The organism is uncultured Clostridium sp. (assembly GCF_934754915.1).
Lineage (GTDB): Bacteria > Bacillota > Clostridia > Clostridiales > Clostridiaceae > Clostridium.
Genome location: NZ_CAKVKB010000025.1, coordinates 24,795 through 38,427 on the forward strand (window position 1 = coordinate 24,795; position 13,633 = coordinate 38,427).

12 protein-coding genes are annotated in these 13,633 nt (G+C 29.0%); 9 read left to right on the forward strand and 3 right to left on the reverse strand.

Annotation, left to right across the window (positions count from 1 at the left end; translation table 11 throughout):
- Positions 1 to 67: 67 nt before the first annotated feature.
- The 6 genes from Q0F58_RS06305 (at position 68) to Q0F58_RS06330 (ending at position 8,182) form a co-directional block, all read left to right on the forward strand.
- Positions 68 to 436, forward strand: coding sequence for a DUF3783 domain-containing protein (locus tag Q0F58_RS06305; RefSeq protein WP_294373850.1), 369 nt, complete (start codon positions 68 to 70; stop codon positions 434 to 436).
- A gap of 4 nt (positions 437 to 440) precedes the next feature.
- Positions 441 to 1,109 (forward strand): helix-turn-helix transcriptional regulator, encoded by a 669-nt coding sequence (locus Q0F58_RS06310; protein WP_294373854.1) that lies wholly within the window; start codon positions 441 to 443, stop codon positions 1,107 to 1,109.
- Between the two features lie 158 nt (positions 1,110 to 1,267).
- Positions 1,268 to 2,335, forward strand: a complete 1,068-nt coding sequence (locus tag Q0F58_RS06315) for a 3D domain-containing protein (protein ID WP_294373855.1) — start codon at positions 1,268 to 1,270, stop codon at positions 2,333 to 2,335.
- 135 nt (positions 2,336 to 2,470) lie between these two features.
- Positions 2,471 to 2,908 (forward strand): hypothetical protein, encoded by a 438-nt coding sequence (locus Q0F58_RS06320; protein ID WP_294373856.1) that lies wholly within the window; start codon positions 2,471 to 2,473, stop codon positions 2,906 to 2,908.
- Between the two features lie 234 nt (positions 2,909 to 3,142).
- On the forward strand, positions 3,143 to 6,799 hold the full coding sequence (locus Q0F58_RS06325) for a S8 family peptidase (protein ID WP_294373874.1): 3,657 nt from the start codon (positions 3,143 to 3,145) through the stop codon (positions 6,797 to 6,799).
- Positions 6,800 to 6,865: 66 nt separating this feature from the next.
- A complete protein-coding gene (locus Q0F58_RS06330) occupies positions 6,866 to 8,182 on the forward strand; it encodes a peptidoglycan-binding protein (protein ID WP_294373858.1) in 1,317 nt (438 codons plus the stop codon).
- A gap of 19 nt (positions 8,183 to 8,201) precedes the next feature.
- Here Q0F58_RS06330 and Q0F58_RS06335 read toward each other — a convergent pair whose 3' ends face one another.
- The gene (locus Q0F58_RS06335) at positions 8,202 to 9,140 is read right to left on the reverse strand and encodes a radical SAM protein (protein WP_294373860.1); all 939 of its coding nucleotides are present in this window, start codon (positions 9,138 to 9,140) and stop codon (positions 8,202 to 8,204) included.
- A gap of 123 nt (positions 9,141 to 9,263) precedes the next feature.
- Positions 9,264 to 10,319: a transporter gene (locus Q0F58_RS06340; protein WP_294373862.1), complete on the reverse strand. Its 1,056-nt coding sequence runs from the start codon at positions 10,317 to 10,319 to the stop codon at positions 9,264 to 9,266.
- A gap of 231 nt (positions 10,320 to 10,550) precedes the next feature.
- Here Q0F58_RS06340 and Q0F58_RS06345 point away from each other — a divergent pair, with 231 nt between their 5' ends.
- The 3 genes from Q0F58_RS06345 (at position 10,551) to Q0F58_RS06355 (ending at position 13,101) form a co-directional block, all read left to right on the forward strand.
- A complete protein-coding gene (locus Q0F58_RS06345; RefSeq protein WP_294373863.1) occupies positions 10,551 to 11,321 on the forward strand; it encodes a sugar phosphate isomerase/epimerase in 771 nt (256 codons plus the stop codon).
- 88 nt (positions 11,322 to 11,409) lie between these two features.
- On the forward strand, positions 11,410 to 12,342 hold the full coding sequence (locus Q0F58_RS06350; protein ID WP_294373865.1) for a TIGR01212 family radical SAM protein: 933 nt from the start codon (positions 11,410 to 11,412) through the stop codon (positions 12,340 to 12,342).
- Between the two features lie 42 nt (positions 12,343 to 12,384).
- Positions 12,385 to 13,101: a 2-phosphosulfolactate phosphatase family protein gene (locus Q0F58_RS06355; protein WP_294373869.1), complete on the forward strand. Its 717-nt coding sequence runs from the start codon at positions 12,385 to 12,387 to the stop codon at positions 13,099 to 13,101.
- Positions 13,102 to 13,130: 29 nt separating this feature from the next.
- On the opposite strand, the gene Q0F58_RS06360 is transcribed toward Q0F58_RS06355, so the two are convergent.
- Positions 13,131 to 13,352 (reverse strand): (2Fe-2S)-binding protein, encoded by a 222-nt coding sequence (locus tag Q0F58_RS06360; protein WP_294373872.1) that lies wholly within the window; start codon positions 13,350 to 13,352, stop codon positions 13,131 to 13,133.
- Positions 13,353 to 13,633: the final 281 nt, after the last annotated feature.

Consider the following 13,633-nt stretch of genomic DNA (forward strand, 5'->3'; position numbering starts at 1 on the left):
TATAAATGTTTAAATGCATTTTTATATACTTAATTTTTATAACATCAAATGAAGAGAGGTGCTGTAAATGGCTATAAATTATAAATGCATATTAGTGTATGGTTTAACAGATGATGAATTAGATAAAATACAAAAAAGAAGATTGAAATTTAAAGTTGTAAATGAGAAAAATGCAGGAGCAAAAATAAATGATCTTCTTGTAAATAGTAACATTGAAGCACCTTGTAATGAACTGCCAGAAGATGAAAAAGCAATTATTTTCAATGGTTATAATGATAAGGAATTGCGAGAAACTATTAAATTTATAAGAAGGTTTATTGAGGGAGGAGTTCTTGCAGTTGTTACAGAAATGTCAAGTACATGGAATTTTAATTATTTATTAGAACATTTAATTGAAGAAAGAGAAGCATATAAAGCACAGCAGAGGGGGAAATGATAAAATGAGTCGAGTTGGAGAGAATATTAAAAAAGCTAGAGAAAAAAATGGATTAACTGTTAAGGCCCTTGCTAAAAAGTTAGGAGTTGCTGAAAAATATTTAAATGAAGTTGAAATGGGAAGAAAAGTAGCTTCAGAATCATTTCTAGATAAAGCAGCAAAGGTTTTGAAAGCTGATTTAAATGATATAAGTATGGTTGTAACTGATAAAGATCTTATGGAAGAAAAGAAAACATTTAAAGAACTTCCTAAGAAGAAAAATGAAAGTAATGAAGTTTGGACAGATGCCTTTTCATCTGTATTAAAAAATGTCCCAATATACAATTATTTATTATCAGCCAATAAAGGAACTAAAGAAATGCCAGTACATTCTAACAAGATAGAAGGATATCCTCAAGATAAAGTGCTTTATCTTGAAGTTGAAGATGATGAAATGAATGGATTTAGAATGTTAAAAGGAGATTTAGTTTTTGCTCATATTGTAAAGGAATTGAGTAATAATGGATTTTTTTTAGTTGAATATAATGGAAAGAGAAAGATAAGACAAGTTAAGATTTTAGGAAATTCTAAAGTCCTTTTAGTAAGCAATAGTGGAAGTCTTCTTACAGAAACAATGGAAATAAGAGATATACAAGTAATTGCTAAATTAGAAAGAATAGAAATAAAATTATAAATATCAATAATAATTTTATTTACTAAAATTTTATCAATAATATGTGGCAGAATAGGCCAAAAGCAATAAAATATATATTGTTTTTGGCCTGTTTTTTAATCAAATTCAAAAATTTGACATTAATCATATGTTTAAGGTACAATTTTATCAAGGAACTGTTGTCAAAGGAGGGAAAAGTTATATTTAATTTAAAACAATTTATTTCAAAGAACTTTTCTAATGGTCCAAAAACAAAAGTAGTAGCTTTGTTTGCTTTAGTAGCAGCAATAAGCATTACTTCAGTGACAATAGCAGTTGCAAGAAAAACACTCACAATAAATGTAGACGGCAAAGAACAGACACTTGTCACGTATAAAGGGACCGTTAGAGATGTGTTAAATGAGCAAGGAATTAATGTAGAAGAAAAGGATAGTGTAGAACCAGCTTTAGATGAAAAAGTATATGAAAATGAAACAATAACATTAAAGACAGCTGTACCTATAACAATAGTTTGTGGAGATAAAGAGGTACAGGTTGATACATCGAAGAATACAGTAAAAGATGTATTAGAATCTGAAAGTGATATTTTAAATAGTAATGGAATTGAATTTTGTGAAGGATTAGATGAAATTTCACCAGAACTTGATTCGGAAGTTAAAGAAGACTTAACAGTAAATATTGTTAATGTTGAAAAACGAGAAGAAAAAGAAATGGAAACGATAGCATATGAGACAGTAGTTGAAAAAGACAGTGATCTTATGTCAGGTAGTAAAGAAATAAAGACTAAAGGAAATAATGGTCAAAAAGAAGTAACATATGATGTAGTTTATAAAGATGGAGTAGAAACCGATCGTAAAATAAAAAGTTCAAAAACAATATCAGAGCCAACAACTGAAGTTGTTGTTCAGGGAACAGGAACAATATTAACAGCTAGCAGAGGAGAAGGAAGTGCAAAGAAGAGTTTAACTTGTTCTGCTACTGCGTATAGTGGACATTCAAAGACATCTTCTGGAAGAACACCATCAAGAAGTGAGGGTGGAATGAGTACTATTGCAGTAGATCCAACTGTAATACCAATAGGTTCAAAAGTATATGTTGAAGGATATGGTTATGCAGTTGCTGCCGATACTGGTGGAGCGATAAAAGGAAATAAAATAGATGTATATTTTAATTCAAGTTCAGAATGTAGTAGTTGGGGACGAAGAAAAGTCCAAGTTAAAATAATTGCATATCCTGGTGAATGGTAAGATTTATACAATTAAATAATTAAGTTTTTAGGATAACCGAAAATTAGTTTTTAGGTTATCCTTTTTCGTATTAACAAAGTAAATGAGTAATCATATATTGTATTATATAAAAATGACAAGGATTTAGTTGATGTCATGGATAATAAATATGGAAAAACGAAAAATAATGATGAAAATGAAAGTGATATCAAAGGTGATATATTTAAAGAACTTAATATACTAAACATAAGTTTTAATGGTCTTATTTTAGTTCTTATAGGAGTGATTATAAATATAAGATTTGTATTGTGGAGTAGAATAGGAGTATTGGATTCTATTAATAATACGAATTATGCTGAAAAGATAGGAGATTTAACAGAAAGTCCTAGATTGTCAAATAAACTATATCTAATAGCGACAATTATATTTATAATTATAATTTATGATGGATATCTAACTCAGATATCTACAGATCCATCTCAGTTAGATAAAGAAGCTGTTAATGATTCATGGTATAAGTATGTGGCAATTATTTTTGTTTTAATGGGAACTTTGATTAATTATTCAATTTTAAATAAGCCTAATTTTAATTAATATATAGTCCAATTAATAATGCACAATTGCCAATGAATGATGAAGTCTTTTCAAGAGTTTTTAATTATTATGTAGTTTTATTATTATAGTATCTGTTAATATTTTTGACGTTATGAATCAAAGGTATGTAATTCATAAACATACATTGTAAATTATATTAATTTTAATAAAGAGTATCGCACCTATTTTTTTAGCATATTATTAAAAGATAGTATTAATTAGGATGTGATTACTATTCCAGATTCGCAAGGAAAAATATCTTCTAAAATTGATGCATCGATAGGATTATTAGCTAATATACCAGAAAGAATATTAAATAAACTTAGGAATAAACTAGGAATAAATGAAACTGGTGACGATAGAATAGAATTAACTATTTTATATAGAAGCACTGTGGATGAAATTAAAAATTTTATTGAAGAATCAGGAGGAGAATTTCAGGGTTTAGGATTTAATTTTGCTATTATAAGAATTAATATTGATGATATTTATAAGATTGCTGCAAGTGATTATGTACAGTATATTGAACTGCCAAAAAGTCTATATCAGTCAGACTTTAATTCGATTAGAGCATCATGTGTACCACAGGCTGTTTCTAAGTATAATGTTTCAGGAAAAGGTGTTTTGGTTGGATTTATAGATTCAGGTATAGATTATACACATCCAGCTTTTTTAGATAGTGAAGGCAATACAAGAATTGAATATATTTATGATTTAAGCAATAATGGAGCAGTCTATAATAAGCAGCAGATAAATGAAGCTATAAAATCAGATAATCCATATAATATAGTGCCGGAGATAGATGATACAGGACATGGAACTTATGTAACAGGAGTTGCATGTGGTGGAGGAAATATTCCTAGTGAGTATAAAGGAATTGCATCAGATGCTTCTATAGCTATGGTAAAAGGTGCAAGAGGACGATGGGTATTAAGCTCCCAAATAATGAAGGGAATAAAATTTTTATTAGATAAAAGTAAAGAACTTAATATTCCATTAGTTATTAATATGAGTTTAAGTACAAATAATGGTGCGCATAATGGAAGCAGTTTATTGGAGCAGTATATTAGAATAATAGCTAATTTAGAAAAAATAACAATAGTTATTGCAGCAGGAAATGAAGGAGATGCTTCTCACCATGTAGGTGGAGAGCTTCAAAAGACTCAAACAGAATCTTTTGAAGTTGCTAGTGATGAAGATTCAGTAGTTATAAACTTTTATAAATCCATACTTCCAGAAGTATCTATAAACATAAAAGGACCATCAGGATTAAGCAGTGGTAATATTAAAATACAGGAAGGATATTTTCAAGGAAGCATAGGAAGAAATAGATATGATATATATGTTTCAGGACCTAAGCCTTTTGCATTGGAAAGTGAGATACAAATAACTTTAACACCAATATCATTAAACTATTTAGTTGAAGGCACATGGAAAATACAAATAGATGTGGTTAGTGATTATAAAGGAAAATATTCATTATGGCTTCCTGTATTAGAAGGACTTAATCCACAAACAAAATTTTTACAATCTAATCCTTTTAATACTTTAGGTATACCTGCAACTGTAGATAATATTATAGCAGTAGGAAGTTATAATCCACAGACAAATACATTATCTTCATTTAGCGGAAGAGGTGTCAATAGTAGTGGAGTGATTGTAAGACCTGATATTGTAGCTCCTGGAGAAAATGTTTCAGGACCAAGTGCTAATGGAGGATATGACAGAAAATCAGGCACATCTGTAGCAGCTCCTCAAGTTTCAGGAATATGTGCATTGTTTGCTGAATGGGGATTGGTAAAAGGAAATGATCCATATTTATATGGACAAAGATTGAAATACTATTTGGTTAAAGGTGCAAATAGAGTAAGAACAGATGTAGATTATCCGAATCCATCATGGGGATATGGAACAGTCTGTGCATTTGATAGTTTCTATATACTCGAAAATACTTTAAATGAAATTTTGAGTGAACGCACAAAAATAATAGAAAATTATAGTGAAACAAGGGTTACAAATTATTCTCAAGAATCCTTTGAAGATTTGCTAGATGATATAGGGAAATATGATATTAATAAGGATGAAAGTATAAGTTTTATAATTGAAATTTCTAATAAGCAGGAAATAGATGAAATTGATAAGATTCCTAATACTTCAGCAATACCAATATCTGAATTTAATGCAATTGTAAATGTGCCAATAAGATATTTAGATAGATTAAAGAAATATATTAAAGAAACTGTAATATATTATAATCCCCCAGTATATACTCTTACAGCTTTATCTCCTATAGAAGCAAGTGGTGCACCATTATTTCAGGATAATCCTTATTTAAGATTAGATGGTACAGAAGTTTTGGTGGCAATATTGGATACTGGAATAGATTATCTAAATGAAGAATTTATGCTTGAAGATGATACAACAAGGATTGTAAGGATACTTGATCAGACTATAGAAGGCGAAATTCAAACAATTAATGGAGAGAGGATATTTGGAACACAGTATACTGAAGAACAAATTAATCAGGCTATAAAATTATATAAAAATGGTGGAGATCCATATACAATTGTTCCAAGCAAAGATGAAAATGGACATGGAACAATGACAGCAGGAATAATTGGAGGAAGAGGAAGAAATCCTGATTTAAGAGGTGCAGCACCTAATTGTAAATTTGTGATAATAAAATTAAAGGAATTAGAAGGTGCATCTTTAAATTATTCAGGAGTTGAAAGTGGAACAAGATATGTATATGGAGAACCGATGATGATATTGGCTTTGAGATATTTATCTTTAATAGAATCTGAATTAAAACTACCTATGGTAATGTACTTTCCATTAGGTACTAATACTGGAGCACATTCTGGATCTGGAGCTATGGAAAAGTATTTTGAAGTCCAAAGCAGAAAGAGTGGAGTTATACCAGTTACAGGAACAGGCAACCAAGGTGATACACAAACCCATATTGAGGGAAGAATTCAAGATAAAAATGATGATAATTATATAGAGGTTAAAGTAGGAAAAAATCAAAAATTCCTAAATTTTAATATTTATTTTTCAAAGCCTGATAAAGTATCAATAGGAATAGTATCACCGTCAGGAGAGGTTTTAGAAAAAGTAGATGTGAAGCTAAGAAAGATAAAGGATTATAAATTTACATACGAGGGTACGGTAGTAAGTATTTATTATTTAGATCCATTTATAGAAACAGGAGAAGAAGTAGCTGTATTAAAATTTAGGGATATAAGAGAAGGAATATGGAAAATAAGATTGTATGGAGAAAGAATCATTGAAGGAAAGTACTGGTCCTGGCTGCCTCAAAGGGAACTTTTAGACAAGGATACGAGATTTATAAATCCTATTCAATCAACTACATTAACTATACCATCAACAGGATTAGGACTGATTTCATCAGCACATTATAATCAGGATTTAAATACAACAGTATCAACATCAGGACTAGGATATGCAAGAGATGGCAGGATAAAACCTGATATTGCAGCTGGAGGTGTAAATGCAACTGTAATAAAACCAGGAGGAGGAACGACTGTTGCATCTGGCTCATCAGTGGCTTCATCAGTGCTTGCTGGATGTTGTGCACTTATATTGCAATGGGCAATTACAGAAAAAAATGATCCGGGAGTAACTTTGTTAACATTGACTACGTATATAATAAGCGGAGCAAAAATGCGTCAGGGTGATGTGTATCCTAATAAAGAATGGGGATATGGAATGCTTGATATTCAGAACGTTTTTAATTCGTTTAGAAATATGAGAAAATCAAATTTATTAAAAGGAAATAGATATGTTGAATTTAATGAAGCAAGAAAGAGTGTAAAAGGTAAATATAAAGAATATAGAGTGAGAAATTTGTTTATAAGACTTCCCAAGTAAAATAGTTGTAACAAATTTAGTGAGAGATTCATATAATGTCTAAGTATTAATTTTTAGGAGAATTTTATGGCTGATACTGGTAGATTAAAAGTGCAATGTTTTATAGGAAATAGTTATATTCCAATAGATAGATGTAAGATAGTGATTAATGGAAGAGGAGAATACGCAACTGAAAAAACAATAACTTTAATTACAGATTCAATAGGATTAACAGAAGAAATTGAATTAGATGCACCTCCTTTAGAATATTCTTTAAATGAAAATAGTGATAAGGTTCCTTATAGTCTATATGATATTACTGTAGAAAGGGATGGATTTAATCCAATAATAATAAATGGATGTCAGGTGTTACCAAGACAAGTTGCTTATCAGGTTTGTAATCTAAGTAGAAATACAAATAGAAGTACACGATACCAGGTAATTAACATACAGCCTAACACTTTAAATGGAGATTTTCCACCTAAGATACCTGAATCTGATGAAAAACCTTTGCCTCCACCAACATCAGGTGTTGTTCTACCACAACCAGTAGTTCCAGAATTTATTATAGTTCATCAAGGCAGTCCTAACGATTCTTCTGCACCTAATTATAAAGTAAAATTTAAGGATTACATTAAAAATGTAGCATCATGTGAAATATACTCTACATGGCCTGAAACTACAATTAGAGCAAATATATTCTGTATAGTATCATTTACCCTCAATAGAATATATACTGAATGGTATAGATCAAAAGGAAAGAATTTTCAGATTACAAGTTCTACTGCATATGATCATGCATTTAATTATGGAAGAAATATATATGATAGCATAAGTGCAATAGTAGATGATATTTTTTCCACATATATAAGAAGGCAGGGAAGAAAGCAGCCGCTTTTAACTCAATACTGTGATGGGAAGAGTGTCACATGTCCACAATGGTTAAGTCAGTGGGGAAGTAAATATTTAGGAGATCAAGGAAAACTTCCATATGAAATACTTCAATATTATTATGGAAACGATATTGAACTTGTTACAGCAGATAAGGTTGAAGGAATACCTGAATCATATCCAGGATACGATTTGACTGTAGGGTCTTTTGGAGAAGCTGTAAGTACTATACAGGAACAGCTGAATAGAATTGCAAGGAATTATCCATTAATACCTAAGCTTGCAGTAGATGGGGTGTATGGAGAAAAAATGGCGGAGGCTGTTAAAGTTTTTCAAGGGGTATTTTCTTTGCCTCAAACTGGTATAGTTGATTATGCAACTTGGTATAAAATATCAGATATATATGTTGGTGTAAGTAAAATTGCTGAACTGAGAGGAGGCAATAATCTATTTGTACCACCTGTAATGCCTAATATGGGTGATAGAAGGGAAATTCCTAAGTTTTATTATTAATTTTTTAAAAGGAGTCAGTTTAGACTCCTTCTAGGTTAAAATCAGGTATGTATGAATCTGTATCAGAACCTTCTTCTTGAATAAATCCATTAGTGATACCAAGTTCTGCTGCATAATTTATTAAAGATTCGTAATGTTTTGGATTTAGATGTTTATTTATTTCAGGATACTTATAGGCATCAAACATAGGCACATATTGATTCATAATACTTATAAAAATATTATTTCCATATCTTTCAAATAAAAGATCAATAATTTTTTTTGAATCAAATAGTAATCCAGGAAGCATTAAATGTCGTACAATGACTCCTTTTATTATACGTCCTTTTTCATCAAATTTTGGTGATCCTGTTTGTCTAACCATTTCATCAATTACTTTAACAGCATTTTGAGCGTAATTTTGGGCACTAGAATATTTAAGAGAATATTTATCATTAAAATATTTGAAATCAGGAAGATACACATCTATATAACCATCTAATGCTTTAATTGTTTCAATAGAATCATAACTGTTTGTATTATAAAGTATAGGGAGAACAAGACCTTTACTTTTAGCAATGTCGATAGCTTTAATTATTTGTGGAACATAGTGTGTGGGTGTAACAAGATTTATATTATTAGCACCTTTCTCTTGTAGTTCTAAGAATATTTCTGATAATCGTTCTATGGAAATTTCTTTTCCTATTACAGATGAAGCACAGTTATCATTTTTTATATTATTATCCTGACTTATATTATAATTTTGACAGAATACACATCTGAAATTACAATGAGAAAAGAAAACAGTTCCTGAACCTTTTCCCATTGATATTGGAGGTTCTTCCCAAAGATGAAGGGAAGCCTTTGCAATCATGACTTTGTCAGAAGCCCTGCAAAATCCTATTTTATTATCATTTCTATTAACTCTGCAGTTTCTAATGCAGAGAGTACATTCATTTAACATATCTAAAGAGTTCATACATTTCAATCCTTAAGTTAATTTCTAAAAAATTATCTGTAATATTTACTTTAAAATTTTATTGTAATGAATACAAATATTTTCAAATAAAAGTATAGCATATTAAATACAAATAAGTTTATTTTAAAAATGTTTTTTATTTTTCCAATAATATAATAGGCATTGAGAAATAAATAATAAGCTTAATAATCCAAAGAGAGGATAAAGTTTAGTTATTAGATTTCCAAAGCCGAACTGAGATATTATGAACGCAACTGCAATTACTACAAAGATAATTTTCTTAAATTCTACGTTAAAACTCTGCTCTAATGTTTTGCTTATAGAATAGACATCTGAAACTTCAGTAGAAAACATTTCAAGCCAGATAATTATTAATAAAATAGCCTGAATTATATTTCCAAAACGATTTGCAACAAAGAGTAAAGGAATTTCATAATTATATATATAAGGCTGATTTACTGTTAATAGAAGATTTATCATAGAACATAAAATAGTAAGTCCTGCTACACCGGCTATAATACCAATAATCATTATTCTGGTTTTCCTTATTTGATTGCTTAGTGGAACTATTACACCAGAAGCAGATAATGTATTATATCCTGCATAAAGCAGAGTAGAAAGAAAAATTCCACTTCTTTTAGGGTTAAAACTGAGTACATTATCCATTGAAACTGTATCTGGTGAAAAACTGAAGTAAAGTATAGTTATTATTGTAATAGTAGTAATAAGACCTGGTACAATAAATGAATTTACTTCAATTAATCCATCAGTACCTCTAAGTAAAAAGAATAATGAAATACAAATCATTATTAAGGAACCAATAATTTTTGGAATACCAAAAAACTGCTGAATAAGAGCACCGCTTCCAGCAAGAATTATAGAGGCACTTGATATTAAAAAAAGAGTAGTAATAAATCCTGTTAATTTGCCAATTAAGTTAGGACTTATCAGATTTATAACATCACTATAAGAGTTCAGTTCATGATGAATACTTATTTTAGAGATTATAGAACCTATAATTATATAAAGAATACCGCATCCGATAATACCAATAAAGCTTTTTATTCCATACTGAGTGAAAAACTGGGTTATTTCTTTTCCAGAAGCCAGTCCAGCACCAACGATAGTTCCTATAAATACTGTAGAAACCTGAAAAATTAGTTTTAAATTATCCTTCAATAAAATTCTCTCCCCAAATTGTTCTTGTTAATAATATATAAAAGTTACTTTTGAATTATTCTATAAATATTAGAGTATATCACAAACTAAAGAGATTTCTAATAAATAAATCATGACTTATGAAAAATATATCTCTTAATATTTACTAAAGAGCATTATGTAATTACGGTATAATATGAACTTTTATTTGTGTATAATTAGTAATAAAATGAATAAAGGAATGAAATTGAGATGAATAAAAAACTATATGTTTCACAGCTCTTTGAAGATAATAAGATTATTTCCGTATTAAATGATAATAATATTGGAATTGAAATTATTGAATTTGGAATTGGAGATGTATTAGATAAGGGAGATAAAGCTGTAGAAGATTATATGGTAAGAATGAAAGACTTTATAGAGAATAGACCTATATCTATTCATGGACCTTTTTTAGATTTAAATCCTGCCAGTTTTGACAGTCTTATTAAAAAGGTTACATTACTTCGTTATAATGAAGCATATAATATAGCTAAGATTTTAAATGGAGATAGAATAGTATTTCATAGCTGCTATTTAGATAATATATATTTTAAGGAAGCATATATCAATAATTCAATAAGTTTTTGGAATGAGTTTTTTGAGCAAAAAGATGATGATATAAAAGTACATATAGAAAATGTCTATGATAAAGATCCATCACATTTAATTGAAATTATTGATGGAGTAAATCAGAATAATTTTTCAGTATGTTTAGATATAGGACATGTGAATTGTTATGGTGATGAGGATTTGGAAAACTGGATTTTGAAACTTGGCAAGAGAATTGGCCATGTTCATTTACATAATAATAATGGACTAAGCGATACTCATTCAGGATTAAAGAACGGAAATATAAATATTGAAAGTATTTTAAATTTAATAGATAATTGTTGTGACAATCCATCAATGACAATTGAAGTTAACAATATTGATGAAATAGAAGAATTCATTCTGTCATTAGTAAACAGATATGCTAAATAAAATTATTAAGACAATGTAAAGTTAAAGAAGGTAATTTGAAATTATATGTAATTGTAAATTCTCAGTATATACTGAGATGGGAGGAAATATGAAAAAATCATGGAATGGAAAAAGATATAATAGTTTAAACTATTTTTTGAGAAATAAATTCGGTGAAAAAGTATTTAAGATATCATTAGATGGAGGATTTTCCTGCCCTAACAGAGATGGAAAGGTAAGTAGGGGAGGATGTACATTTTGTAGTGCAAGAGGTTCAGGGGATTTTGCTGGAGATAGAGTTTTATCCATATCTGAACAATTTGATGATGTAAAAGAAATGATGGCACATAAGTGGAAGAGTGGAAAATATATTGCATATTTTCAAGCTTATACAAATACATATGCACCAGTTGATGAATTAAAAGAAAAATATGAAGAAGCAATTAAAAAAGAAGGAGTTGTAGGTTTAGCCATAGCTACAAGACCAGACTGCTTAGGTGATGATGTTTTAGATTTGATTGAAGAAATAAGTAAAAAACTATATGTATGGGTAGAACTTGGTTTGCAGACTTCAAATGATGAAACAGCTAAAAAATTTAACAGAGGATATACACTTGAAGTTTTTGATGAAGCTATGAAAAAATTAAAATCAAGAAATATAGATACTGTAGTTCATGCTATATTTGGTCTTCCTGGAGAAACAAAAGAGGATATGTTCAATACTGTAGATCATATAGCACATAGTGGGGCAATGGGTATAAAAATGCATCTTCTTCATTTAATGAAAAATACAACACTTGTAAAAGATTATGAAAGTGGCAATCTTAAATTTTTATCACAAGAAGATTATATAGATATAATTACTAAAAGTGTATCTATGCTTCCACAGGAAATGGTTGTACATAGACTTACTGGGGATGCACCACGAAATGAATTAATAGGTCCTATGTGGAGTTTGAAAAAGTGGGAGGTTTTAAATGCCATAGATAAAGCTTTTGAAGATAATGATTTATGGCAGGGAAAAAACTATAAGGAAAGATAGCATTTATCATGTAATTGTAAAGAAGATGAGGTGATTGCAAAAATGAAAATAGATATAATAATATCAGCAGATGATATAATTGATAGCAAACTTGAAAATAAAATAGCAGTAGTTATTGATATGTTTAGAGCAACATCTGTAATAGTAACAGCTCTTAATAATGGATGCAAAGAAGTAATTCCATTTTTAACAATAGATGAAACTTTAGAAATGGCGGGAAAATTAAATAGAGAAGAGTATATTTTAGGTGGAGAAAGAAGAGCGGTAAAGATAGAAGGATTTGATTTGTCTAATTCACCATTAGAATATACAAGAGATGTAGTTGAAGGAAAAAGTGTATTGATGACTACTACTAATGGAACAAGAACATTAACAAAATCAAATAATGCCGATAGAGTCATAATTGCGGCTATGATTAATGCAAAAGCAGTTGCTGAGAAGCTTTTAGAAATAAATAAAGATGTAGTAATCATAAATGCAGGAACTAACGGAAACTTTTCTATGGATGATTACATCTGTTCAGGATATATAATAAATGAAATGCTTAAGAAAGAGAATAATATAGACCTTACTGATATATCTAAAACTGCAAATATGATTTATGAAAGCAATAAAGATATTATAAGCTATGTTAAGGAAGCTACGCATTATTCAGTTATGAAATCATTAAAATTAGATAATGATATTGAATATTGTATAGAAAAAAGCATTTTTAACAATGTGCCAGAATACAAAGATGGAATAATAAAAAATATATAAATAAAAATAGGAGACAGATTTTTCTGCTCCTATTTTTCTGTTTCATTATAATTTTTAATAAGTTGATTAATAATATGAGAACAATTTGTACCTTTGCAAGAGCCCGTTCCAGCACCAGTAATTTTTTTTATTTCCTCAAAAGTAGAAGCTCCATTTTTTATAGCTTCTTTAATTTTTGCTCTATTTATAGCTTTACAACGGCAGGTTTTTGTTAATTTATCTAAAATGCATTCGTTTAAATTATTATTCATAAAAATCTCCTAAAGTGTTTTTTATAATTAAAACATTTAAATTTAATATTATCAACTCTTATTTTAATCTACAGTATTATTTCTATTAAGATTTTATATTTTTTGATTGAGAGATTATTTAATATCACAATATATTGTCATATTAAAGCTACATCAAATATTTATATCATATATGTAAAAAATATCAAAGAAATCTAAAGAAGAGTCAATTTTTCATTGTCAATTGTACATTATTAGTTAGAATATAGACATGAATACATGTAATATCTGATATTTTTGTT

Coding starts and splice junctions, on each gene's coding strand:
- Q0F58_RS06350 (WP_294373865.1), top strand. CDS start 11,410: ATGAAAAAATCATGGAATGGAAAAAGATATAATAGTTTAAACTATTTT.
- Q0F58_RS06345 (WP_294373863.1), top strand. CDS start 10,551: ATGAATAAAAAACTATATGTTTCACAGCTCTTTGAAGATAATAAGATT.
- Q0F58_RS06305 (WP_294373850.1), top strand. CDS start 68: ATGGCTATAAATTATAAATGCATATTAGTGTATGGTTTAACAGATGAT.
- Q0F58_RS06355 (WP_294373869.1), top strand. CDS start 12,385: ATGAAAATAGATATAATAATATCAGCAGATGATATAATTGATAGCAAA.
- Q0F58_RS06330 (WP_294373858.1), top strand. CDS start 6,866: ATGGCTGATACTGGTAGATTAAAAGTGCAATGTTTTATAGGAAATAGT.
- Q0F58_RS06335 (WP_294373860.1), bottom strand. CDS start 9,140: ATGAACTCTTTAGATATGTTAAATGAATGTACTCTCTGCATTAGAAAC.
- Q0F58_RS06310 (WP_294373854.1), top strand. CDS start 441: ATGAGTCGAGTTGGAGAGAATATTAAAAAAGCTAGAGAAAAAAATGGA.
- Q0F58_RS06320 (WP_294373856.1), top strand. CDS start 2,471: ATGGATAATAAATATGGAAAAACGAAAAATAATGATGAAAATGAAAGT.
- Q0F58_RS06360 (WP_294373872.1), bottom strand. CDS start 13,352: ATGAATAATAATTTAAACGAATGCATTTTAGATAAATTAACAAAAACC.